Source organism: Hyphomonas oceanitis, assembly GCF_036964545.1.
GTDB classification, from domain to species: Bacteria; Pseudomonadota; Alphaproteobacteria; order Caulobacterales; family Hyphomonadaceae; genus Hyphomonas; species Hyphomonas oceanitis.
Map to the genome: position 1 here is coordinate 349,942 of NZ_JBALTL010000004.1, position 23,147 is coordinate 373,088.

Here is a 23,147-nt window from a genome sequence, read left to right on the forward strand (position 1 = left end):
GGGAACACTCTGTCCTCTCGTGCCGTATGGGGTCGCAATCGTATTCGGATGCAGAAGCGTGACGCGATCGGATCAAGCGCCGAGCTCCGGGAATCCTGCGTTAAGGCTCTCGCGTCACCCCCGCGTCCATTCCCGCGGACGCGTAAAAAACATGTACATTTGAATACATACACGTTAAACCATAAGTAGGAATATTATGCAACATTAAAGAGGAGTTTGAAGGCAGTACGGGCAAGCCATACCCATGCCCGCGACGTGCCGGAAGGGTCAGCCAGAAGCGGTTTCCTGAACAGGAAAGATGTCCATGCATGATTATAACGGGTCTGCCGTCCTCCATGCCATCCGCCTGATTTCGGCGACCGTGACGAGTGCCGAGACGATCGAAGCCCTTGCCGTCTTCATTGAAGCCTATGGCTTCGAGAAAATATTCCTCGGCCAGCTCGTCAATCCGATGAATGTTCCGCTGAAGGACATACTTTACCTCTCCAACTGGCCTGAGGAACTCAAGGCGGCCAGGCGCACCCGGGCTGCCATCCTTCACGATCCGATTGCCTTCTGCGCCGTGCGTTCGAAACGGCCTTTCAGCTGGGCCGAAGCGCGCGCCCATGCCACGCGGGCTGGCCGGCGCACCGTCGACATGGTGCATGATTACGGCATCACCCATGGCATGATGTTTCCCATGCATGCCCTCGAGAGCGTATCGGGTGGTGTCTCGCTGGGCGGCGGCGTCAAGCCTGACCTGTCACCGACCGAGATCGCGGAACTCGAAATCGTCTGCCAGGTTGCCTATTATCATCTCGAAGCGATGCTGGGTCCCTTTCCTTATCAGAAAGTTGCCGAACTCACGCCCCGCGAGACCGAATGCGTCCAGTTCGCAGCCGCCGGCAAGTCCAATTGGGAGATTGCCCATATCCTGGGGATCCAGGAGGACACGGTCAAAAAGACATTGCGGCGGGCACGGGACAAACTTGATGCCGTGAACCGGGCGCACCTGGTCGCAAGCGCTATCGCCCGCCACCAGATTCTGCCCTGACCAGTCCCCTAAAGGGGACATTACCCGCACCCGCATCCGCGACATGCTCCTCATGCCCAAGGAGGAGTAGAGCGCATGTTCAAGATCATCACACCGGACAACTGCCATCAGTATTCAGACCTCATCGATGAGATGCACAAGATGCGCTACCGCATCGTGGTCGGCGAATGGGGGTGGGACATACCGGACATCGAACCGGGCTATGACAAGGACCCGTTCGATACCGCCGACACTGTCTACGTCATCGCCCTGACGACCGCAGGCGAGGTTGCCGGCACGTCTCGACTCAACCCGACCGTCGGGCCGCATATGCTGAGCGAACTCTTTGCCGACTATTGCGATCTCCAGCCCTATCCGGTCGGCCGCGATGTCTGGGAGTGCTCCCGGTTCGTGACGGACCGGTCCCTGGCAACCGATCCGGTCGACGCTTTCCGCGTCCGGTGCCGCCTCGGTCTCGGTCTGACAGCCTATTGCCTGGACAATCACATATCCCGGCTCAGCTGGCTGACACACCAGAAATTCTTCAACCTTGTCCAGCGGGTCTGGCAAACCGAGCCCCTCGGTCTTCCGAAGCGGGAAGGGGACAACTGGGCCTGGATACCTGCCGTGTCGACCATCGACGAGGCGACGTTCGACCGCCAGCTTGACCGCTATCGCAATGCCGAAGCGATCGTCGCGGCAAATGGTGCGGCACGGTCAGAGGCCCGGCGGGGCAAGGTCGCATGAGCCCCAGCATGCGCGGCAGGATGAGCGACGCCGAGCAGTCGGCTTTCAACCGGGATGGTGTCATTTGCCTGAGGAATGTCCTGACAGGCGCAGAGGTCGACCACCTGCGACACGCCGTTGCAGGACAGATGAGCCGGCTCGGTCACTCGCCGACAGGCTATGATTTCGAAGCGCTTGCAGGCCAGGTCTGGGACCAGAGCCAGAGCGTCGATACCGGCGAGGCGGACCGGTTCGACATGCAGGCCATGAAGGCACTCATCCGGTCCGACGCCGCGGCCCGACCACTGCTGGAGTCGGACCCGTCAGCCGAGACCGGCCTCTTCTTCTATGATGTTGCAGCCTGGCGGCATGATCGCGGGGTCCGGAAGGTGGCCTTCGACTCGGCCCTCCCGCAAATTGCCGCCAGCCTGCTCGATGCGCGCTACCTGAATTTCTGGGAAGACACGACATTTGTGAAGGCGCCCCATACGCGCCAGAAGACAGCCTTTCACCAGGATCTCGCCTATTTCCAGATCGAGGGCGACCAATGCGTGATCGTCTGGATCCCGCTTGACGCTGCAAGCCTGGACAATGGCGTCACCCAATATGTCAGAGGCTCGCACAAGTGGGGCCAGGTCTTCGCGCCGAACGTGTTCGTGTCCCAGACACCTTTCCAGTCATCTCCTGAAGGTCGCTGTCCGGACATAGAATCCGCGCCGGAGGACTATGACATTGTCTCCTTCGCGGTGGAGCCCGGGGATGTCATCATCCATCATGTGATGACGGTCCACGGCGCCGGCGGCAACATGTCCGATAGCTGGCGGCGGGCGGTATCGTTTCGCTATTGCGGAGACCAGGTCCGGTACCTGGACCGGAAAGGCGCCATCGCCCAGGTCGGAGTCACGCATGATCTCAGTGATGGCGACCGGCTCTTTTCGGCTGACTATCCAGTTGTCTGGCCCAAACCCTGGCCCGGATTCAGTCTCGCCGAGGCGTTTGACGCCCTGGATGGCGACCGGGCCGGCAAGGCGTGAGGGGCAGGTGCCTCCCGGACAGGTCTCCGGGCCAGCGATCAGCTCAGGCAGCAGATGCGCCTGTTCCTGCTCGCTCGGGAACAGCTTTTTTGTCTCGCCGTACCCGGAAGGACGTGTATTCTGTGACTGGAGGCAGCATTCAGGCCTGGTCTGAATGACATCTGGTCTGCGTCCAGAGGGTCCGGGGTAAGCGCTTGAAGAAACCCAAGCCAACAGGAAAAGCAGCACGGGCCGTGACAGATGTCGACCGCCTTGTGGGGGAGAATGTGCGCCGGTTCAGGAAGGCCCGGGGAATGACGCTCGCCGAGCTCAGTCTCGGGCTCGGCATCAGTCATCAGCAACTCCAGAAGTACGAGACGGGCATGAACCGTCTGAGTGCCGGCATCATTATGGATGTGGCGAAACGGCTCGATGTTTCCCTGGCCGAGCTGTTCGAGACGGGCGTCACCAAACAGGACCGCTCCCGCTCGCCGTCCGACACATCCCGGCGGATGTGCCAGGCCATTGTGAACCAGACAGACTCCCTTTCAAAACTCGAACTGATGGCCCGGATTCTCAAAGTCATTCGCGACAGCCCCTGAAATGATCAAACGCGATCTTGAAGGAGATGGTTTCAGCCGGGCGCGTGCCGCTGATGTGCTGAATAATGCCCAACGTTCGAGGGTTATGCGAAGTACGGGTATCCCAGTCCAAAGATCGACACCTGGCCGGGTTTAATCTTGTTCGCCAAACCCGGGCACCGGTCGTGCATCCGCCTCAGCAGGCGTTGTCGCTTCACCATTTGCGCGGATGTCGTCCAGCAGCCATTTCATTTCCCTGATCTCACGACGCTGGGCTTCGATGATGCTATCGGCCAGTTCGCGAACACGCATATCGTCGATATTGGCGCGCTCACTGGTGAGGATCGCGATCGAGTGGTGGGGGATCATGGCGCTCATCCAGGATTCGTCCCCAATGGTCGCCTGGCTCCGGACCAGGAACAATGCGAGGATGAACACCGCCGCGCTTGTGGCGAAGATGCCGATATTCGCACGCCGGTTCTTGTACATCCCAAGCATGAAGGCGAGCATGATAGCCGCCATTGCCGCGCCCATGAGGAAGGCCATGTAAAAACGGGTCTCGCTCCAGAAAACGTGTCCCCATTCGTATGTATTGAGATACATGAGGCCCAGCATCACGACTGTTGATGTTGCGATCATGGCGCCGAATTTTGTGTAATTATTCATTCGCTTTTCTTCTCCCGGAGTTTGCGTGTGGGGCCATGCTGGCTAAACGCCTGTGCGCTCTGGGGGTTCCCTGCGGTTCCCGACACAGGTGAGCAGGACACCTTGCCTTAAGTTCTGCCAGGCCTTTGGCCTGGACGTGACCGGGGCAGAGATTGAATCACTTGAAGATCAGACGGTCTTGAGTGTTCGTTGCTTCGACCGACTACGGGACCGGGAGGGCCTCTTCCACCGGCAGCCTAGCTGACAATCAACGAGGTGATCGAGATATCGGCGGATACATGCGGCACAGTATTTGTCGATACGACTCGTGATGATACCGCCTTGAGGGCTTCATATGCATCACCGGCAAACAGTGCATGGACCACGACGCAGACGGGTTTGGGAAAGCCTGTCGTTTCGAAATGGCGTGCTGCTTCAATCATGGTGCGGCCCGACGAAGCGATGTCGTCGACCAGAACAGGTTGGTAGCCGGTCCAGTTCTCGAGACCCGGTGCCGTGACTTCGACATTTCGGTCACCGTGGCGGATTTTCGAAAGCACAAGGTGAGGCGCGCCAATCCGTCCGGCAACATCGGAGACCCATTGCGCGCTTTCAGAGTCAGGCCCGATGATGAGTGGGTTTTCGACATGTGTCGTGATCCAGTCGGCGAGCGCTGGAGCGGCGTGCACGACTTTCGTCTTGATCGAAAAAACCTCGTCCAGATCATGAATGCGGTGCAAATGCGGGTCGACTGTCACAACGCGGTCGAACGCCTCGGACAGCAGTCTTGCAAAGTGCCGCGAGGAAACCGATTCACCATCAGAGAATCGCTTGTCCTGGCGCATGTAGGCGAGATAGGGCGCAATCAGCCCGACTGACGTTGCACCAAGTTCGCGTGCTGTATAGGCCGCGAACAGGAGTCCCGGCAATTGTGGATCGGGGCGGGCCAGTGTGCAGACCAGTTCTACGGATTTACCCGCCACATCCGAGGCAATCCGGACATAGGTCTCCTGATCCGGAAACCGGCGCAATTCCAGCTCACCGAGCGCGCTGTTCGTGATCTCAGCGAGTTGCGCAGCCATCGCTTCGTTTCCGGGAAGCGGAATGTAAATCGTCATGGATCAGTCCTCGATGGTGAACATGTCGGCGTTGGAGATGGCATAGGCCATCGCATAAGCGATCTCTCCTGGCGCCTCTGCATGGATCGTCACAACCGGCTCGCCGAATGCAACCTCATCGCCAAGGCGTTTGTGGAGTATCAGCCCTGCCGCTGGCCGTGCCGGAGCTCCGGCAAGTTTGGCGAGCCGAGACAGTTTGCGATTGTCAATCGCCGACAATCTGCCGGCTCGGATTGCCGTGACGGGTACTGTTTGCTGTGCTCTGGGCGGTTCGCGCATGCCGCCCTGAGCAGCGCAGATTGCCTGAAATTTCGTCCAGGCAGAGCCGCTGTCCAGTGCCTCGCGGGCGAGCGCAACGCCTGTTCCTGGTACAGCCGTGCCAGCGAGTTCCAGGGCTGTGCCGGCGAGTGATATTGCGCGCTCGCGAAGATCGGGCGGTGCATTCTGGCTCCTTTGCAGGACATGCAGCACGTCCCGGGCTTCGAGCGCGGGTCCGATGCCCCGGCCAACCGGTTGGAGTCCATCGCTGAATACACACCTGGTCTTCAGGCCAAATTCGCCTGCAACGATCGTCATGTGCTGGGCAAGCGCCCGGGCATCAGACTGGCTGCGCAGCTTTGCTGTCGGCCCGACGGGAAGATCCAGAACCACATGGGTTGCACCGGCGGCGATCTTCTTTGACAGGACTGATGCGATGAGCTGGCCTTCCGCGTCAATGTCGAGGGCGCGTTCGATGCGGATCAGAATGTCATCGGCCGGGCTGAGCCGCACGGCGCCGCCCCAGGCCAGGCATCCGCCCTCCGCATCGACCACCCGCCTGATCTCAGACAGCGAGAGGTCGACGGGTGTGAGCGTTTCCATCGTGTCGGCCGTCCCGGCAGGCGACGTGATCGCCCGTGAAGACGTCTTCGGAATGATCAGGCCAAGGCTGGCCAGGATAGCGACAACGATGGGCGTTGTGCGGTTGCCAGGCAGGCCGCCAATGCAATGCTTGTCCAGGACCATCTCCCGGTCCCAGTCGAGCTGCTCGCCCACCTTGACCATGGCTCCGGTCAGGGATGTCATTTCGTGAATATCGAGAGGCAGGGTCGAGCAGGTCGAGACAAAGGCGGCCAGATGCACATCGGAATACAATCCTGCTGCGACATCAGTGATGATGCGGTCATAGGCATCGCCTGGCAGGCGCTTGCCCGTCATGCGCTGACGGACATCGGAGAGCGAGGGTAGCGTCGGGGCATGGCTGATCTTGAGGGCCGAACCCGGCTCCGCGCCGAGCCGTTTCCAGGCCGCTTCTGAGAGTCCCGCTTCGGTAAGGGCGAGCCACTCATCTTCAATCTGGTGCAGAGTCGCGATCACTTCCGTCTCGCCACAACTAACCAGCACCCGTGAGCGCGAAGTCAGGCCTTCTGAGCGGCAAACCGGGCAGTCGGTCCGCATCAGGATAATCGCATCATCCTGGGTATGCCATTTGAGTCGCCGGGCGGTCAGTTGACCGGGGTGTTGTGAGCGGTTGTCGCGCCCCATCACATGTTTCCCCCCAGATCATAGGTTTTCTCGCTCTCGACGACGTCGCTGCTCCAACCAAGCTCATCCTGCATGCGCGCGCTCAGCGCATCTGACGCGTCCGGTTCGCCGTGAACAACAAAGGCGCGTGTCGGGCGCGTTTCAAACCCATCAAGCCAGGTCATCAGTTCATCCGCGTCAGCATGGGCTGACAGGGCGGGCAGATTGGCGATCTCCGCGCCGATATGAACATCGTGGCCGAACATTTTGACCGTGTTCGCACCTTTGAGAATCCTGTCGCCGCGCGTGCCGGCGGCCTGATATCCGGCAAACAGGATCGTGTTCTTCCGGTCTCCGCCGAAGGCCTGAATATGGTGCAGCACGCGTCCTCCCGTCACCATCCCGCTTGCCGCGATCACGACTTTTGGCATCTGGTCCTGGGTGATCGCCTTGGACGCTTCGACATCTCGGGCATATGTCGCGATCGAACAGGTTTCTTTGCAAACCTGCGGTGCAAATCTGTGGTCTTCGAGATGCGCGCAGAGCAGTTCTGTCGCGTTGATCGCCATTGGACTGTCCAGATAGATTGCAACATTCTGGAACTGACCCGCCTTTTTGAGCATCCAGATGTGGTAGAGGATAAGCTGGGTGCGCCCGACGGCGAAAGCCGGAATAATAATCGTGCCACCGCGTCTGACTGTACGATCGATCACTTCGCCCAATTGTTCCATGGGATCGACCTTTGGGTGGGTGCGATCACCATAGGTTGACTCCACGACGACATAGTCAGCTTTTCGCACGGGCTCGGGATCGAACATGAATGGATCGCCGTAGCGTCCGAGGTCCCCGGAAAAGACGATGGTTTTGCCGCCCCAGCGCACCTCGACTGTTGATGCACCGAGAATATGGCCGGCCCGCCGCAAATGGATATCGGCGCCGATGGCGAGATGAATGTCCTGATGAAACTCTATCGGCGTGAGCAGCTCTATGGCCGCCTCGGCGTCGGCGATCGTATAAAGCGGTTTGGCTGGAGTGTGCCGGGTATAGCGGTACCGGTTGGCTCGCTCGGCATCGCGCTCTGAAATATAGGCGCTATCACGTAGCAGGATTCCGCAAAGGTCCTTGGTCGCGCTCGAACAGAAGACCGGTCCACGATAACCTTCCCGGACCAGTTTCGGCAGGTATCCGCTATGATCAATATGAGCGTGGGTGAGTACGATCGCGTCAATCGATGCCGGATCGACTGGAAATGGCGCCCAGTTGCGTTCGCGCAAAGCCTTGTAACCCTGAAAAAGGCCGCAATCGATCAGAAGGCGCTGGCCGTTGCATTCGAGGAGATGGCGTGAACCGGTAACGGTTCCTGCGCCGCCAAGGCTGGTCAGGGTAAGGGTCATAGTGCGGTCTCCTCGCGGTGAATGGGTTTTGCATGTGTCAGCACAGACGGGTTGCCGGAGCCTTCAATGGCCCGGCGCTCATCTGCAGACAGAAGGTCTGAGGGTAATTCTTTCAGAACGGTGATGGCAGCATCAACGGCGTGAGCCCAGGTGCAGTGATTGGCGAATAGCATGCCATGCACATCCAGAGTCCCGCCGCGCGAGATATAGCCCAGCGCGCGCATTTGATCCGGACCGCCGTCGATTCGCCGGAGGATGCCGGTCATCGGCTCCGGCCTGGTATGGGTCAGTAGCACGCGCGGCAGTCCGACCGGAAACAGGGTGTGAAGCGTTTCGTCCGTTGCCGTGAAAGCGCGTTCCAGCGGGTCGCGCCCGGCGCGAAACTTGCCAGGCTCCAGGATAAGGGTGACGCAGCATGGCAGGCCGCGATCGGTCAGGCGCCGATGTGCGGCGAGGGCTTCCTGCGCCTGATAGGCGCCGATCGCGACCAGCTGGACACGCGCCGCTGTGACATCTCCGGCAATGTGAATTGCCCCGATATCCAGGGCAGCTGCAGCTTCTTCCTGAGACAGGATATCCGGGACATCTCGTTTCGGTGTCACGAGACAGGCTATTTCGCCATGTCCGCGATAGACGACGCGCAGGGCCTGCGCAGCGCTGCTTGCGTCGACCGGAAAGATCACACGGGCAGTCTCCGACATTTCACCAAGCAAGGCTTCGGGCAGGGTCGGATCCTGATGGGATTGCTCATTCTTGGCATTCTCCCAGGTATGCGAGGTTGCAATCAGCGGGACGCTGATCCAGCCCGGAGACTGACCAAGCTCTTTCTGGTGGCGGGCAAAGATGATCTCCTGGCGCAGCGCGCCCAGCATCTTCATCGCAAAGGCTTCATAGCTGACGGCAAGATTGAGCCCGCCCTTGTTTCCCAAGACCGCTGCAATTACCGCCTCTTCATTCAGGGCCGTAATGACACTGCCATTGACAGCCTCCGGCGTGCCAGGCTCTGGCGCGTTGACCCTGTGCTTCAGCATTTCAAGCGTTAGCGGCATATGATTTGATCGCAGCTCATCCGGGTTTGCAACGCGGACCCGCAAGCGTGGATTGGCGCGGACAATATCAGTGAAACAGCGGTCGATTGCGTCCATGGCGCAATTCGGGGCTGGGCTGCGCTCTGAAACCGCTGCAGGCGCGGGCAGGTCCGGGCTGGCTACATTGCGAACAGCAAGCGCGTTGTGGCTTTCAAGGGGACGGTTTTGCGCTGTGTGGACACTCAGGGTCCGGACAGCATCATCCAGGACTTCCGGCAGGGTGAAGAGTGTCCGCGCGCCTGCGTTGAAAGTCTCTCGTGCCGAAGCGTTCTCGTGTGGATGACCGTCGAGCGGAAGATTGTGCGCCCTGTTGCTGCCAGCCCCGGGAAAACCAAATCCTTTGATGCAAGGCGCGATCAGATAGGGCAGTCGCGCAGGGTAGGGGCCGTCGGTTTCGACCAGTTTTGCGAGCCGCGCCTCAGCCTCCAAAATGCCCCAGGCGTAAGACAGTGGATCATGGCCATCCACGATGATTGGGTCGAACCCGCTCAGCTCAAGATGTTTGACCAGCCAATCAAGCCCGCCCTCCTGGCTGATCTCCGTGCGCTGTTCGATCCGGCGACCGTTCAGCACCATGACGGGTATGGCGAAGCCGCTGTCGCTGGCCCGCCACCAGCGCGGCGCCCAGTCGGACCCGCGCTGCTCTTCAAACGCCCCGTCGCTCAGAAAGGCGACAAGGCGCTCGCCCGGCAAAGGCATGTGGACATACTGGAGACTGGCAAAGCCAAGATACCCGCCCTCTGACAGCCCTCCGGCCGTATTCGGGTTGACGTGACTACCCAGCGGAACACCAGGGCGGCCATCAGGGGTGATCGCATAACTGTAAAAGTCGCGGGCGAGCGCGTTCAGCCCGGCTTCGCTACGATCATAGCGACCACGCTGCGTCGCTGACACGTCACCTGTCAGCGCGTTGATGGCTTCGATGGCGGCAACGCAGTGACCCTGCCCAAGGGTCCAGGCGCGCGTATGGCCACTCAGTGCATTGGCGGCGAGATAGCCTGCAAACGCAACCGCCATGTTGAGCGATCCGCCCATATGCCCTTCAGGCGTTTGCTTGAAATCCTTGGCCTCCAGCGCCGCGCCAGTGAGGTCAAAACGGCGCGCATATGACATGTGTGCGATGAGCCACATTGCCGCATTCGCGAGCCTGTCTGTTGCGGAGAATATGTCCGGTACGTCAGCGGGTGTCAGCGCCAAGTCTCCACGCTCGGCAGCTTGCTGCACAATCTGAAGGCGTTGCTGCGTCTCTCTGGTATGGACAATCACGCCATATCCGCTGGGCCAGTGTGTTGTCATGATAGCAGATATCCCCTTTCCAGTTCGCGCGTTAAAAAATGAGGTGAGCGATTTTGATACGGCGCATGACGCTTAAACCCTCAGGATCAGACTGGCGCGAGATGAACCCGGCTTCCCCGCGCCTGGACCGGCGCCTATAAGAGGGAAACGGGTTGCATCTGCAGACGCAGATCATCGCCCAGAAAGGATTCGCCATGAGGTGCGATGAGACCTGCGAACTTGACGGCGCCACCGACCTGATCGCCCTCAACCAGTCCTGCTTTTGTATGACGCTTGGCAGGGCGGAACTTGATGCGGCTATTTTGGCGCATGCCGGCAATCATGAACTCGGCGCGCTGCTGGCCGCGCGGCCAAACCTGTTCGCCGCTACCGCTGTGTTCGTCTCGCCTGCAGACCTGGCCGCAATGCAGGCCCAGGTGGTGGCAATTGAAGCGGTGGCCGCACTTGCGCCCTATCAGGACGCGGCGCTGGCTCGGTCGGGCGACAGGATTACCAGAGTTCAGACGGGCACGCGCGGTCTGTTCATGGGGTATGATTTTCACATTTCTGAAGACGGGCCGAAGCTCATCGAGGTCAATACGAATGCGGGTGGGGCTTTCCTGGTCAACGCGCTCCAGCGTGCCGTCGCAGAACATGCGGTAGCTTGCGGGGATGCGCGCCTCACAAGCTCAGACGCGATCGATACACTCCTGATGGAGAGCTTCATCGCAGAATGGCAGGCGGCGGGGCGAGAAGGCCGCCCGGACACGCTGGCAATTGTCGATGAGGATGCCTCTGAGCAATACCTCTATCCGGACATGTTGCTCGCCCGGGATTTATTGACGCGCAATGGTATCGAAACCCTGATTCTTGGCCCCAAGGCGCTGACGTTCGAGAATGGTGTTCTGACCTCCGGCGGCAAGACGATCGACATGGTCTACAACAGGCTCACGGATTTTGATCTGTCTGAGCCAGGAAACGCTCACTTGCGCGCTGCACTTCTGGAGGACGCAGCGATCGTCAGTCCGGCGCCCCGCCATCACGCGCTCTATGCCGACAAGCAGAACCTGATCTGGCTTAGCGATGCAGATCTGCTTGAGTCCTGGAGCGCCGATGCGGTTCATCGCGCGGCGCTTTCGAAGATTCCCGGTACGCGGCGCGTCACAGAAGCTGTCGCCGACGAACTCTGGACCGATCGACGCGGATATTTCTTCAAACCCGCCGCTGGCTTCGGCAGCCGGGCGACTTATCGCGGTGACAAGCTGACGAAACGGGTCTGGGCGGATATTCTGGCTGGAAACTATATTGCCCAGGCGCTGATCGCGCCGACAATGCGAGCTGTCACTGTGGCTGGCGAGCGCATAACGCTCAAATATGATGTTCGGCTATATACCTATGCTGGGGAAACTCTGCTACTGGCTGCACGCGTTTACCAGGGACAGACGACAAATTTCCGGACGAGCGGCGGCGGATTTGCGCCAGTCTATCAGTTCTGATCTTTTGGTTTCGGATTGTCGCTTCTCAGGACGCGGCTACGAACGGCGAAGAGCGTCCAAAACCAAGCCGCTTCGCCTTCACCGGTGCCCCGCGACTTAACCGATCCAAAATCTCGGCACGTTACGCCGCCGAACATTATGTCCTCTGGCGTTGCTTCATGGCTTTCACTCCAGTTCTGCCTAAAACTTAAGTGTTGCGCCGTCCGATTGAACTCGCAACCAAACGCAGTCGTAAAACAGACAGTCGCAGCCTAACTAGCCATGGGCAGCAAAAGGCCAATATGGAAACTCAACGGTCCGAAACACGCCTTATTTTAAATCGCCCCCGCTAAGCGTGAGTATCGTAGCCTGTGATTGCCATATCCAGGAAAATCGCGGCATGTAGCCCACAATACATCACAGTAGAAAGTTTGAAACTCTTCCATAAAGGCCCGCACCATTCGATGCGAGCCGTCGTTTGGATCTGCGGATGCGCGCCTTGTTCGGCTTTGGCCGAGCAAGAGGTCACTTCCGAGCGGCGTCAGAACATTGTCCGCAGGCCAATTTTGAAAACAGTGTCATCATCGCTGCCTGTCGCGGCGCGTTGAAAGTCAGCCGTTTCCCCATAGGCTTTCTGATAAGCAAGCTCGACATACGGAGCGAGTTCTCGGGTGAACTCATAGCGCAGCTGGGCACTGAATTCAGCTGTCGAAAGGCCCGATCCGATTTGCCTAGACCGGTCGCGTTCTGCAAAGAAATCGAACGCCACACCGGGTTCAAGGATCAGACGCTGGGTAAACAGGAGTTCTCCTGTCGCGTCGAACCTTGCACTGACTTCTCCGCTTGAGGATACAAAGGCGGCTGCATCGACTTCGAAGAAGTAGGGGGCAAGCCCTTGCAGGCCGATAACACCATATGTCTCTCCTTTGGGCTCAAGATCGTAACGCACGCCAACCTGCGCATCCCAGAACCTGGAAATATTGCGCGAATAGAGGGCTTGTATCTCGGCGTCCTCAAAGTTTCCGTCGGTCAACGCGCCTTCGCTCTTCCACCAGAATCGATTGTAGTCGCCACCGATCCAGCCTTGGGCATCCCAGGCACCGACTGTTTCATTGTCGATTTCGGCGATGTCAGCTTCCATGAGGGTGTAATTGTAAACCGGATCGCCTTCGGCTGCGAAGGCAGGCGAGGCGGGCGCAGTAGCCAACACGCCTGCAAGCAGGAATATGTATTTCATTTGTCTTATCCTTGTTGGGTGGGAGCTATTGCGGGCCGCCAATGACGGTGACCTTCCGGAACATACCCGTCGCAGCGTGCTGCAGTATGTGGCAGTGAAAGGCCCATGACCCGGTCGCATCGACCGTTACGTCGGCGGAAATCGTTTCCCCGGGCCTGATCGTGATAGTGTGCTTGCGCGGGGCCATATCGCCTTCGCCATTGACCAGATCCATCCACAATCCGTGCAGGTGCATCGGGTGCTCCATCATAGTTTCATTCTTGAACGTGATGCGAACCCGCTCGCCATAATTGAGCTCGAGTGGGCCAGCATCGCCGAACTTCACGTCATCGATGGACCAGACGTATCGCTCCATGTTGCCCGTCAATCGCAATTCGATCTCGCGGTCGGGCGCACGGCGGTCCGTATAGGGTGTGAGTGCACGAAGATCGGCATAGCTGAGGACTATCGGTCCAGTTTCCATCGCCGACATGCTGCCGTATCCGGCATGATCGTCCGCGCTCATGCCCATTGCCATGCCCTCCATGCCCGTTTCGGCACTTTTGGGTTTGTCGTTCGTGATACCATGGTCACCGTGACTGCCGCCCATCGCAGTCATGGTTAGTTCTGGGCGCGGTCCAAGTTCAGGAATCGCCGCTTCGGCACCGGGCGTTTCGCTGATCGTGCCCCTTGCATAGCCTGAGCGGTCCTTGGCAGCCGCAAAAATCGTATAAGACTTGCCTGCTTCCGGTTCGACAATGACATCAAATGTCTCTGCAATGGCGATCGGGAACTCATCCACAGAAATGGGCTCGATATTCTGACCATCGGCCTGCACAACGGTCATCTTCAGCCCCGGAATTTTGACGTCAAAATAGGTCATGGCCGCTGCATTGATGAACCGGAGGCGGATCTTTTCGCCGGGCTCGAACAGCGCGTTCCAATTATCCTGAGGCGTTTCGCCGTTCACAAGGAATGTATAGCCGGTAATGTCGACGATATCGCTCGGGTCCATGCGCATCCGGCCCCAAGCCAGACGCTCTTTAATGACGTTAGTCTTCTGGGCCCCATCCGCATTCCTCCAATCACGCCAGAGGTCGAAGACAGTCCGCCGATTGTAATTGTAATAATTCGACCGCTTCTTGAGATTTGCGAGCGCTTTATAGGGACTGTCATTCAGCCAGTCAGACAGGATTACGACATGCTCACGGTCATACTGGAAGGGCTCCGGTGCGGCAGGTTCGATAATGATCGGTGCAAAAACGCCCTCTTGTTCCTGAAGTGCGGAGTGACCGTGATACCAATAAGTGCCCGATTGTTTGGCCGTGAAATGATACGTATAAGTCTCGCCAGGCGCGATGCCATCAAAACTGATACCTGGCACCCCGTCCATCTTGGCGTTCAGTATGATTCCGTGCCAGTGGAGGGACGTATCGACAGCCAGCGTATTGGTGACGTTGATCGTGACATCTTCGCCTTCATGCAGACGCAGCAAAGGGCCGGGGCTGGCCCCATTGATACTAACACCTGTCAGCGTCTTGCCCTCGACCGTACGTTCGAACTGATCGATTTTGAGATCGTAGACATCGGCCAGAGCGGCTGACGCACTGAGCGTGCTGGTGACGATTAACAGTCCCGCGAGTTTAAGACGCATGAGGTTCTCCTTTGAGCATGTAGCGTTTCGAATCAACGGAACGCTATTCAATGTCGGTTACGCCGGGCAGTTGTCGGCCCCTCAATTTCGGCGCAGGTATTGCGTGCGACAAAGTTGCAAGAATTTTAGGCCCGAGAAATCCGGTGCACGAGGGCGAACGCCGGCAAGGGCAGGATTGTCCATTGCAGGAGTGGGGCAAGGCCCGTTCCAAACGGCGGCACGAGCGGCATGATATCGCGGTAAGCCCAGCTGCCACGTATCGATACATTTTGCCATTCACTGAACACGGTATAGGCGACCCCGAACGCGGTTGTTGCGAGCGCCGTCGCCCAAAATCTTCGATGCGAGCATGGCCCGCGCCCGACCAGCACATATGCCAGCGTAAGTGAGACGGCCGCGATCATCACGTCGCCAATTGTGCAGTGGCTTATGGCGTAGATCTGCGCGCGAAACGACCCCTCGAGCCAAATCTGATAGAGCGGAAACTGCGCGATTTCCCAGACGGTATTGAAACCGGCCATTAATAACAGGTAAACGCCCGCTGTGCGCCATCGAGAGGCCGCGGCTTGAATATTCATCACCATGGGATCAGGCTATCGCAGATTGAGGAATGATCCCAGTGTGCTGAACGATCTTACCTGTTCAGATGTATCCAGCAGTGGGTCAATTGCAGTTTCTCTTGATCGGACCTAGAGCATGTCTGATTCAGTTCTTGAGAACAAAATGCGAGCGGAACGTACCATGCAATACGCAATAATACCTACAAATTGCACTTTCCTGAATCTTTTTTGAGGGCTCCGCTCAGGCGGAACGTACCAAGCAATACGCAATGATACCTAACGTTTGTGATATGAGGTGAATACATGTCCAAAGATCTCGACCAATTGCTCGCTCGGCTTAAATCGGATCCGATCGACAGGGATCTGCGCAATCTTGAGCCTCAGGTCTGGGACCGTATAGATGCCCGCCAGAAAGGCGTGTTCGCAGTGCTTCCCGCTTCGCTGCCTGCCAGCGGCGGGTTGATGGCCGCGCCCCTGATGAGCCGTATTGGCGCGATGACACTCGCGGTCGCGATTGGACTTTCTGTCGGTATATTGGTCGCCCCATCGGGCCCGCCAGCCGCTGAATTTGAAGTTTTTTCGACGCAGGCACCGTTTGCGCCATCGGCTCTCCTGGGATAATCACAGGCGGATGAAGCTGGAACACTGGATCATCGTCGCCTTCATCGCCCTGTGCGCGGGCATGACGGGAGTATTTTTGTCGGGACATCTTAATAACGCCCGTCCGTCCAACTCAGCGGCGGGACTGCATGATCTGGTCCATCACGACCTGAACCTGAGCAAGGATCAGGAAGTGAAGCTGGAAGTGACTGAAGAGAGGTTTGCGATCCATAAATCCCAACTTGAGGCCCGGCTCAAGGGGGCAAATCGGGCACTCGCAGAGGCGATCAGCGCAGACAAGACAAACTCGCCGAGGGTTCAGGCGGCGATCGAGGAGTTTCATCAGGCAATGGGGGAATTGCAAAAATTGACCATCGAACATGTATTTGAAATGCGAGAACTGCTTACAGAGGAGCAGGCGGCAGTCTTCGATGCAGAAGTCGTTCGGGCACTGACGGGGGACTAGGCTTAGCCAGGTGCATGAAACCGAGCGAAACGACGCGGAGCTTGCTCTAGCCGCAGCAGGGGGCGACGAGCGCGCCTTCACCGAACTCATGCGCCGGTATAAAGAACCTCTCTATCGCTACATACATCGTTGCATGCAGGGGAGTGACGACGCTTATGACGTGCTGCAGGATGCATTCGCGGCTGCCTGGAGCGGTCTGGCCCGTTACGACCCTTCGCGTAAATTCTCGACATGGCTCTACCATATCGCGCTCAACAAGGTGCGCGATCATGGTCGTAAACGCGCTGTGCGCAGCTTCTTCTTTACCGCCGCGCCGCTTGATGGGCCTGATCGCCCCGACATCGCCGACCCTTCGCAAAATATTTCGGAGGAATATGAACATCGTGACGAACTGGCAAGGGTGAGCGCCCTGATCGACGCGCTTCCAGGAAAGCTGAAACAGGCTTTCACGCTGCAGGTTCTGCAGGACTTGCCCCAGAGCGAGGTCGCCGACATCCTGGGTGTTTCGGTGAAGACCGTTGAGACACGCGTTTATCGCGCCCGGAAGAGTCTTCAGAGCCAGGTCAATGCCGATAATTAGGACGCAGGCGGTGTCAAAGCAGAGCGGGATCGCGATTTTCGCGGACGCGAAGCGAGGTACACGCCAATCGCGGCGAAGATCACTCCACTTATGACGCTTGCGGTTAACGGCTCGCCGAAGAAGCCGGCACCCAGGCTGACGCCAATGATCGGGACCAGGAAACTGAAAGCGGCCGCCTTTGAAACATCAAGTGACTTGAGAGTGGTTTGCCAAAGCCAATAGGCTAGAGCCGTTCCGGGCAATGCGAGACCAAGCAGCGAAAAGATGAAAACGGGCGACCAGTTGATTGCCGAGGGTGTTTCAGTTGACAGTGCCAGAAATGTGAGTGGAAGCGCCCCAACAAGGAGTTGAAGGCCCATGGCCATGGCGGCATCGACTTCGACCGACAGCATCTTTATTGCAATATTGCCGATAGCGACACCGCTCGTTGCGAGAACGACAAAGCCAATGCCAAGTGCTGTAGAGGCGCCACCAGGCGCAAAAATGCGCGGGCCGGCGATAAGTACGACACCAATAATGCCAAGGACAAGGCCAAACCACGCCGCCGGGCCGAGCCGTTCGCGCAAGAACACGATCGCCAGCAGCGAAGCCAGCAGGGGCTGGAGGCTTTCTATCACCGTTGCGAGGCCTGGCGACAGGAAGTCGGCTGCATGAAACATCCCAAAATAGCCAAGAGCTGTCATGCTCAGGCCTGCCAGGATGATCCAGCCCCAGGCGGCGAGAGTGCCGGGCAGCGGCGCGCGCTTGAGCCCGGCAGCTGCGATCAGCACGGTGCCAGCGATGACGGCTCTCAGGGCGGCGAAGGTCAGATGTGGCGCGTCATCAAGCCCCAGCGTGATCAGTGGATAGCATGACGCCCACAGAACCATGACAAACGCGGCGAGCAAACGGGGGTCGAGCATGGTTTGCCTTTTGAATCATTGTGCATGGAGCTGCTTCTTGTCCTGAGGGTGCTGCTCGTGAGCTGCGTAATACGTAGCAACCGCCCAATACCCCTTGGGCGGCAATCTGAAAAAGAGGATGACATCAATGAAACCAATCTGGATTACCGCCGTCGCTCTATTCGCCTTGTCGCCCGCAGCACTTGCGCAGGACGGTCACACCTCACACGACCATGCCGTCAAGCTTGCGGTCGAAGCCCCGGCCGATACGGCGAAATCCTGCATGCCAGGGCAGGAGGGATCAAAGGATTGTATGGCCGGCATGAAGGAGACAATGGCTGATGGTCACATGATGGAACACGGTGAGAGCGCAGGTCACGAAATGGGCGGCGCCGCCATGGACTCCAAGATGGACCATGCCAGCATGATGGATCATGACAAGATGAACGCCGAAGACTGCCAGGCCAAGCATGAGGCTATGGGACACAACCCCGACGATTATTGTCCGATGATGCCTGATGGTAAAGATGCTGTTCAAACCGAATAGGGCGGATGCCTGGCACCCGTAACGGGTGTTGCCGCCCCTGGCTTGGGGCTTTCATTGTGTCGCTCTCCCTTCCCCGTCAATGAAGGTCCCGAGCCAGAACCAGACCGTTGGGTTGTCTTCGCACAGGGCGAGAACGTGTTCCCCCGTCTTATCGGTATGGCTCCGCAGTTCGGTCGCGCGTTTTCCTATGTTTAGGCGACGCGAACGGGATTCTTACTCCGGCGTGCAACCGAATGCGTCCTACGGGGTCAGCTCAAGTGTCCATGAAAGACAAGGTGATATCCCATGACAGATTTTTCTTCTCCTGATAGCGAACGCCGCAATTTCATCTTCATTGCGACGGGTGCCTTTGCTTTCGGCGGGGCCTTCATGTCGGTATGGCCGCTTGTCGACCAGATGAATCCGGCTGGCGATACACGTGCCTCAAGTTCACTCGACGTGGATATTTCAAAATTGGAAGCCGCCAGCGAAATACGGGTGCTGATCGGTGGCTTGCCCTGGTTCATCCGTCGCAGAACCGATGCGGAGATTGCTTCCGCACGCTCTGTGAATATTGAACGCCTCCGCGATCCTGAAACGGACGAGGCACGGTTGCGCCCCAAACCCGACGGCACGCTAAACCCCCATATCCTGATCACATCTGGCGTTTGCACTCACCTTGGTTGCGTACCGCTCGGACCGAATCAGGGAAATGTCGGGGAGTATGGCGGCTGGTATTGCCCCTGTCATGGCTCGCAATACGATATTTCCGGAAGAATTCGGAAAGGACCGGCACCCCTTAACCTGCCTGTTCCCGACTACGTCTACGTGACCGACGACATCGTATCGATCTCAATCTGAGCGACAGATTCGCTCTTCGAGCGCTCTGTCATACGGACAATCGTCCTTCCGCAAACCGGTGAGGATACGGGCGTCCATATAGCTTCTTCTGCGTCCGGCGAATTTGAAAAGAACCTGTCATGACTCAATATATAAGGGCCTATCTGGTCGGAGGCGGGATCGGCTCGCTCGCCGCCGCAGCATTCATGATCCGCGACGGCGGCATGCAAGGTGAGAACATCACGATTTTTGAATCCTTGCCCCAGCTGGGCGGAAGCCTTGATGGCGCGGGAAATCCGCAGGACGGATACTCCATGCGGGGCGGCCGGATGCTGACAACCGACAACTACGAATGCACCTGGGATCTGTTCAAGACCATTCCGTCACTCAGCGATCCGTCAAAGACGGTTTTTGATGAGATTCTGGCATTCAACAGCCGCATGAAAGCCCATTCAAAAGCGCGCCTGGTGGACCGTAACCGCGCCATCGTGGATGTCAGCTCGATGGGCTTCTCTATGACAGATCGTATAGAGCTTTTGAAGCTCACTGAAGCGCGTGAGGAAAAGCTTGGAACCAGTGTCATAACCGACTGGCTGTCACCGGAATTCTTCACGACGAATTTCTGGTTTATGTGGCAAACGACGTTCGCTTTTCAACCATGGCACAGCGCAGTCGAGTTCAGACGCTATCTGCACCGGTTCATGAAAGAGTTCTCCCGGATCGAGACGCTCGCTGGCGTCAAACGGACCGTCTACAATCAGTACGACTCTCTTGTCCTGCCCCTGGTGCACTGGCTGCGGGAGAAGAATGTTCGCTTTCAGACTGACACGACCGTCACCGATTTCGAATTTGATGCTGATGCCGCCAAACTGACTGTCGTCGGCATCATGCTGAAACAGGCAGGCGAAGCGAAGCGCGTGGCAGTGGGAGAAAATGATCTCGTCATCTTTCAAAACGGATCAATGACCGATGCGTCGAGTATCGGCTCCATGACACGTGTGCCCACACCGCTCACAAAGGCGGATAGCGGCGGTTGGTCGCTCTGGGAAAAACTTGCTGATGGCAGGCCCGAGTTTGGCGATCCATCGGTGTTCAACTCAAGTATTCCTGAATCCTGCTGGGCGTCCTTCACTGTGACGCTCAAAGACACGGCCTTCTTTGAGCAGATGGAGGCGTTCTCCGGAAACAAGGCAGGTACAGGCGGGCTTGTGACTTTCAGGGATTCCAACTGGTTGATGTCGGTTGTACTGGCCTATCAACCGCACTTTGCAAACCAGCCTGATGATGTCCAGGTGTTTTGGGGCTATGCGCTTCATCCGGACCGTATCGGCGATTTCGTGGCGAAACCCATGTCAGCCTGTAGCGGTGAGGACATTCTTCGCGAACTTTGTGGCCACCTCAATTTCGACTTCGACAAAACATTTGCGGCCGCGAACTGCATCCCCTGCCGGATGCCGTACATCACCAGCATGTTCATGCCGCGGGCCCTGAGCGACAGGCCTCTTCCGGTGCCGAAGACGTCCGGAAACCTTGCGCTCGTCAGCCAGTTTGTCGAAGTGCCCGAGGATGTCGTCTTCACGGTTGAATATTCAGTGCGCGCGGCGCAAATGGCGGTCTATGAATTGCTCGATATTCAGCGCGAAGTTCCTCCCATCCGCCGCCATGACAAATCGATCAAGGTGAACATCGATGCAGTGATCAAGGCGTTCAAATAGGCTTTGTGAAAGCGGGTCACTCCGAGAGGAGCGTTATTTTGTTATCACAAAACGCCTGCTATCGGCAGTTTTACTTCCGGGCTTGATCGGTGTCCGGCACCTTCGATCGCTCCTTGACCGGGATATTGGCTCAAGTGGAGGCAGGCGCCGAGTACCTCAACTGAGGCCGAAGTTGACTCAGATTACCGTGTCAATGCGGTAGCCTGGGGCAAAGATGAGGCGAACTGTCGTGATTGTCCGTTCGTTGTTGCGGGTCGTCCGGTCAATGACGAACAAAGCCGCCCCCAATTCGCACCCGAGCAGGCCTGCCTCAAACGCGCCTGCAGATATGGCCGAAAAAGCAATGTCGCCTGCGGTGAACGGGACATGAGTGACGAGCCATTCATTGGGACTAAGGTGGGCAAAGTTGACCATATCGTCGGACGAAACCCAATCAGAACTGATCCAGCGATCCTCCACAACATAGGGTGTGTCATCTGCCGAATGAAGGCAGGCAATATGAATAACGTCGGTGCGTGGCTCCAAACCCATCAGAGCTGCGACGTGGGGGGGGGGCGTACTGCGCTCCGAAGAAATCAGGTCATATCCATACGCGCTTCCCCTGGCGATGATCTCGTTGCGGATCACGGGAATCGACATTGTCGCCTTACGCACCGGATGCATTGCGACGCGTGTGCCGGCCTTGCGCCGGCGATCAAGCAAACCGTCGTCTGCGAGGTTTTGCAGCGCGCGGTTCACTGTGGACCTGGCGCAGCCAAACTCCTGTGCCAGGTCGGCTTCATTGGGTATAAGTTCTCCGGGCTTCCATTGTCGCGAATGGATCCGGGAGAGCACTTCCTTCCGCACCGATTGCCAGTTTTGGAGCGTGTCACGCGTCATATTGCGTCTCCGAGTTCGCGCATGATTTCGCGGTAACGCCTGGTTATCTGGTCATGATCCCTGTGGTGTCCATTCTGCACCAGATGCCGACCTGCAGACCAGACATCCGTCACCAGACGATCATCACCGGCAAATATATAGCTGTCGAGCAGCGCATCCCCGGATCGGCTGCCCAGACAGGTACTTTCATCATCGAGCGCGACAAGGTCCGCCAGGACACCTTCCCGGATATCTCCGCTATCTCGGCCGGCGGCGATCGCTGCGCCCTGATTGACAATTTCGAACAGGTGCCGACCAGTTGATAAGTGCGGCGTTGCCAGCGCCGCGCGGGAATGATCGCGGAGGCGCTGAGAATATTCCAGCGCGCGGAGTTCTTCGGTAAGCGATATGCGGATATTCGAATCCGAACCAATCGCCAGCGCGCCGCCGGCGCCGAGCCAGCCGGTTGCATTGAAGATACCATCTCCGAGACTGGCCTCTGTCACCGGGCAGATACCAGCCACGGCGCCGGTCCGGGCGAGCCTTTCGGTTTCTTCGGCTTGCATCTGGATGCAGTGGATGAGGCACCATCTGGGTCCTGCATTACAATTGTCCAGGAACCAGGTTACGGGGCGTGCGCCGTAGCGGGCGATCACTTCATCGACTTCGGCCTGTTGTTCCGACAGATGCATGTGGATGGGCCCGTCGCCCGCCAGTCGCTCGACCGACTGAATGTCCTCGGCGGCCACGGCTCGCAGGCTGTGGGGCGCTACGCCGGTTCGACAGTCGGCTGGCAAGCTCGAAACGGATTTTGCAACATCTTCTACAAGACGTGTATATCGGTCGAAGTCGTTTCCGAAGCGGACCTGGCCGGACCCAAGCGGGCGCTTGTCGCAGCCGCCATATTGATAGTGAACGGGCAGGAGGGTCAATCCGATTCCGGTTGTCGATGCGGCCGCGATAATGCGGTCCGACATCTCTGCAAGTCTGTCATAGGGAGCACCGCCTGGCTGATGGTGCAGATAGTGAAACTCGACATTGGCCGAATAGCCTGCCTCAAGCATTTCCATTTGGACAAAGGCAGCGATGCCCTCGACATGGTCCGGATTCAGTCGATCGAGAAAGCGAAACATCAGTTGCCGCCAGGTCCAGAAAGTGTCCCGCGGATCGGGGCCCCGCCTTTCGGTCAACCCTGCCATGGAACGCTGGAACGCGTGCGAATGGATGTTGGCCGGCGACGGAAGGAGTATGCCGACTATCTGCCCTTGAGGAGACGCGTCTGCGGTCACAGAATGGATAATTCCGTCAAGTCCGGTTTCGATGCGAACCGCGTTGGCCCAGCCGTCTGAGAGAAGCGCTGTCCGAGCCCAGATCACGGCCATTATGTTCTTCCTTGACTCATTTTTATGTGCGTACATATA

Annotated in this window: 22 protein-coding genes; 11 read left to right on the top strand and 11 right to left on the bottom strand. The window is 58.1% G+C overall.

Annotated elements, in window-relative coordinates; genetic code table 11:
• The first annotated feature begins 304 nt into the window (after window positions 1-304).
• From V7651_RS13290 to V7651_RS13305, 4 genes are all read left to right on the top strand, one after another.
• Window positions 305-1,033 (top strand): helix-turn-helix transcriptional regulator, encoded by a 729-nt coding sequence (locus V7651_RS13290; protein ID WP_051625131.1) that lies wholly within the window; start codon window positions 305-307, stop codon window positions 1,031-1,033.
• A gap of 75 nt (window positions 1,034-1,108) precedes the next feature.
• Complete coding sequence (locus V7651_RS13295; RefSeq protein WP_335591546.1) at window positions 1,109-1,759, top strand: acyl-homoserine-lactone synthase; 651 nt, start codon at window positions 1,109-1,111, stop codon at window positions 1,757-1,759.
• Window positions 1,756-2,772, top strand: coding sequence for a phytanoyl-CoA dioxygenase family protein (locus tag V7651_RS13300; protein WP_335613436.1), 1,017 nt, complete (start codon window positions 1,756-1,758; stop codon window positions 2,770-2,772). The genes V7651_RS13295 and V7651_RS13300 overlap by 4 nt, the downstream gene beginning before the upstream one ends.
• A 233-nt stretch (window positions 2,773-3,005) precedes the next feature.
• Window positions 3,006-3,353 carry a helix-turn-helix domain-containing protein gene (locus V7651_RS13305; protein WP_335613437.1) on the top strand — a complete coding sequence of 116 codons (348 nt, stop codon included), beginning with the start codon at window positions 3,006-3,008 and terminating at the stop codon, window positions 3,351-3,353.
• Window positions 3,354-3,485: 132 nt separating this feature from the next.
• Here the strand turns inward: V7651_RS13305 and V7651_RS13310 are convergent, their stop codons facing one another.
• The 5 genes from V7651_RS13310 to V7651_RS13330 form a co-directional block, all read right to left on the bottom strand.
• A complete protein-coding gene (locus V7651_RS13310; RefSeq protein WP_335613438.1) occupies window positions 3,486-3,998 on the bottom strand; it encodes a DUF305 domain-containing protein in 513 nt (170 codons plus the stop codon).
• A gap of 236 nt (window positions 3,999-4,234) precedes the next feature.
• Window positions 4,235-5,095 (bottom strand): ribose-phosphate pyrophosphokinase, encoded by an 861-nt coding sequence (locus V7651_RS13315; protein WP_035542105.1) that lies wholly within the window; start codon window positions 5,093-5,095, stop codon window positions 4,235-4,237.
• Between the two features lie 3 nt (window positions 5,096-5,098).
• On the bottom strand, window positions 5,099-6,619 hold the full coding sequence (locus V7651_RS13320) for a thymidine phosphorylase family protein (protein ID WP_335613439.1): 1,521 nt from the start codon (window positions 6,617-6,619) through the stop codon (window positions 5,099-5,101).
• On the bottom strand, window positions 6,619-7,992 hold the full coding sequence (locus tag V7651_RS13325; protein ID WP_035542101.1) for an MBL fold metallo-hydrolase RNA specificity domain-containing protein: 1,374 nt from the start codon (window positions 7,990-7,992) through the stop codon (window positions 6,619-6,621). The genes V7651_RS13320 and V7651_RS13325 overlap by 1 nt, the downstream gene beginning before the upstream one ends.
• Window positions 7,989-10,376, bottom strand: a complete 2,388-nt coding sequence (locus V7651_RS13330) for a phosphoketolase family protein (protein ID WP_335613440.1) — start codon at window positions 10,374-10,376, stop codon at window positions 7,989-7,991. Before V7651_RS13330 ends, V7651_RS13325 begins: the two co-directional genes overlap by 4 nt.
• 194 nt (window positions 10,377-10,570) lie before the next feature.
• On the opposite strand from V7651_RS13330, the gene V7651_RS13335 reads away from it, so the two are divergent.
• Entirely contained in the window at window positions 10,571-11,851 is a 1,281-nt protein-coding gene (locus tag V7651_RS13335) for a hypothetical protein (protein WP_335613441.1), read from the top strand.
• Between the two features lie 520 nt (window positions 11,852-12,371).
• On the opposite strand, the gene V7651_RS13340 is transcribed toward V7651_RS13335, so the two are convergent.
• The 3 genes from V7651_RS13340 to V7651_RS13350 form a co-directional block, all read right to left on the bottom strand.
• On the bottom strand, window positions 12,372-13,067 hold the full coding sequence (locus V7651_RS13340; RefSeq protein WP_035542217.1) for a copper resistance protein B: 696 nt from the start codon (window positions 13,065-13,067) through the stop codon (window positions 12,372-12,374).
• A 25-nt stretch (window positions 13,068-13,092) separates the two neighbouring features.
• On the bottom strand, window positions 13,093-14,700 hold the full coding sequence (locus V7651_RS13345; RefSeq protein WP_035542215.1) for a copper resistance system multicopper oxidase: 1,608 nt from the start codon (window positions 14,698-14,700) through the stop codon (window positions 13,093-13,095).
• Window positions 14,701-14,825: 125 nt separating this feature from the next.
• Entirely contained in the window at window positions 14,826-15,284 is a 459-nt protein-coding gene (locus V7651_RS13350) for a hypothetical protein (protein WP_035542212.1), read from the bottom strand.
• A gap of 279 nt (window positions 15,285-15,563) precedes the next feature.
• Between V7651_RS13350 and V7651_RS13355 the strand changes: the two genes are divergently transcribed.
• The 3 genes from V7651_RS13355 to V7651_RS13365 are packed head-to-tail and all read left to right on the top strand — an operon-like array spanning window position 15,564 to window position 16,906.
• Window positions 15,564-15,881, top strand: a complete 318-nt coding sequence (locus V7651_RS13355; protein WP_335592461.1) for a hypothetical protein — start codon at window positions 15,564-15,566, stop codon at window positions 15,879-15,881.
• Between the two features lie 10 nt (window positions 15,882-15,891).
• Complete coding sequence (locus V7651_RS13360; RefSeq protein WP_335592462.1) at window positions 15,892-16,326, top strand: Spy/CpxP family protein refolding chaperone; 435 nt, start codon at window positions 15,892-15,894, stop codon at window positions 16,324-16,326.
• Window positions 16,327-16,336: 10 nt separating this feature from the next.
• Window positions 16,337-16,906 carry an RNA polymerase sigma factor gene (locus V7651_RS13365; protein ID WP_335613442.1) on the top strand — a complete coding sequence of 190 codons (570 nt, stop codon included), beginning with the start codon at window positions 16,337-16,339 and terminating at the stop codon, window positions 16,904-16,906.
• On the opposite strand, the gene V7651_RS13370 is transcribed toward V7651_RS13365, so the two are convergent.
• A complete protein-coding gene (locus V7651_RS13370; protein ID WP_335613443.1) occupies window positions 16,903-17,808 on the bottom strand; it encodes a DMT family transporter in 906 nt (301 codons plus the stop codon). The two genes, V7651_RS13365 and V7651_RS13370, sit on opposite strands and share 4 nt — an antisense overlap.
• A 127-nt stretch (window positions 17,809-17,935) precedes the next feature.
• Here V7651_RS13370 and V7651_RS13375 point away from each other — a divergent pair, with 127 nt between their 5' ends.
• From V7651_RS13375 to V7651_RS13385, 3 genes are all read left to right on the top strand, one after another.
• Window positions 17,936-18,334: a hypothetical protein gene (locus V7651_RS13375; protein WP_335613444.1), complete on the top strand. Its 399-nt coding sequence runs from the start codon at window positions 17,936-17,938 to the stop codon at window positions 18,332-18,334.
• Between the two features lie 285 nt (window positions 18,335-18,619).
• A complete protein-coding gene (gene petA / locus V7651_RS13380; protein WP_335613445.1) occupies window positions 18,620-19,174 on the top strand; it encodes a ubiquinol-cytochrome c reductase iron-sulfur subunit in 555 nt (184 codons plus the stop codon).
• A 119-nt stretch (window positions 19,175-19,293) separates the two neighbouring features.
• Complete coding sequence (locus V7651_RS13385) at window positions 19,294-20,868, top strand: oleate hydratase (protein ID WP_335613446.1); 1,575 nt, start codon at window positions 19,294-19,296, stop codon at window positions 20,866-20,868.
• A 177-nt stretch (window positions 20,869-21,045) separates the two neighbouring features.
• Here V7651_RS13385 and V7651_RS13390 read toward each other — a convergent pair whose 3' ends face one another.
• Complete coding sequence (locus V7651_RS13390; RefSeq protein ID WP_335613447.1) at window positions 21,046-21,747, bottom strand: GntR family transcriptional regulator; 702 nt, start codon at window positions 21,745-21,747, stop codon at window positions 21,046-21,048.
• Window positions 21,744-23,108: a formimidoylglutamate deiminase gene (locus V7651_RS13395; RefSeq protein ID WP_418887248.1), complete on the bottom strand. Its 1,365-nt coding sequence runs from the start codon at window positions 23,106-23,108 to the stop codon at window positions 21,744-21,746. The genes V7651_RS13390 and V7651_RS13395 overlap by 4 nt, the downstream gene beginning before the upstream one ends.
• Window positions 23,109-23,147 lie beyond the last annotated feature (39 nt).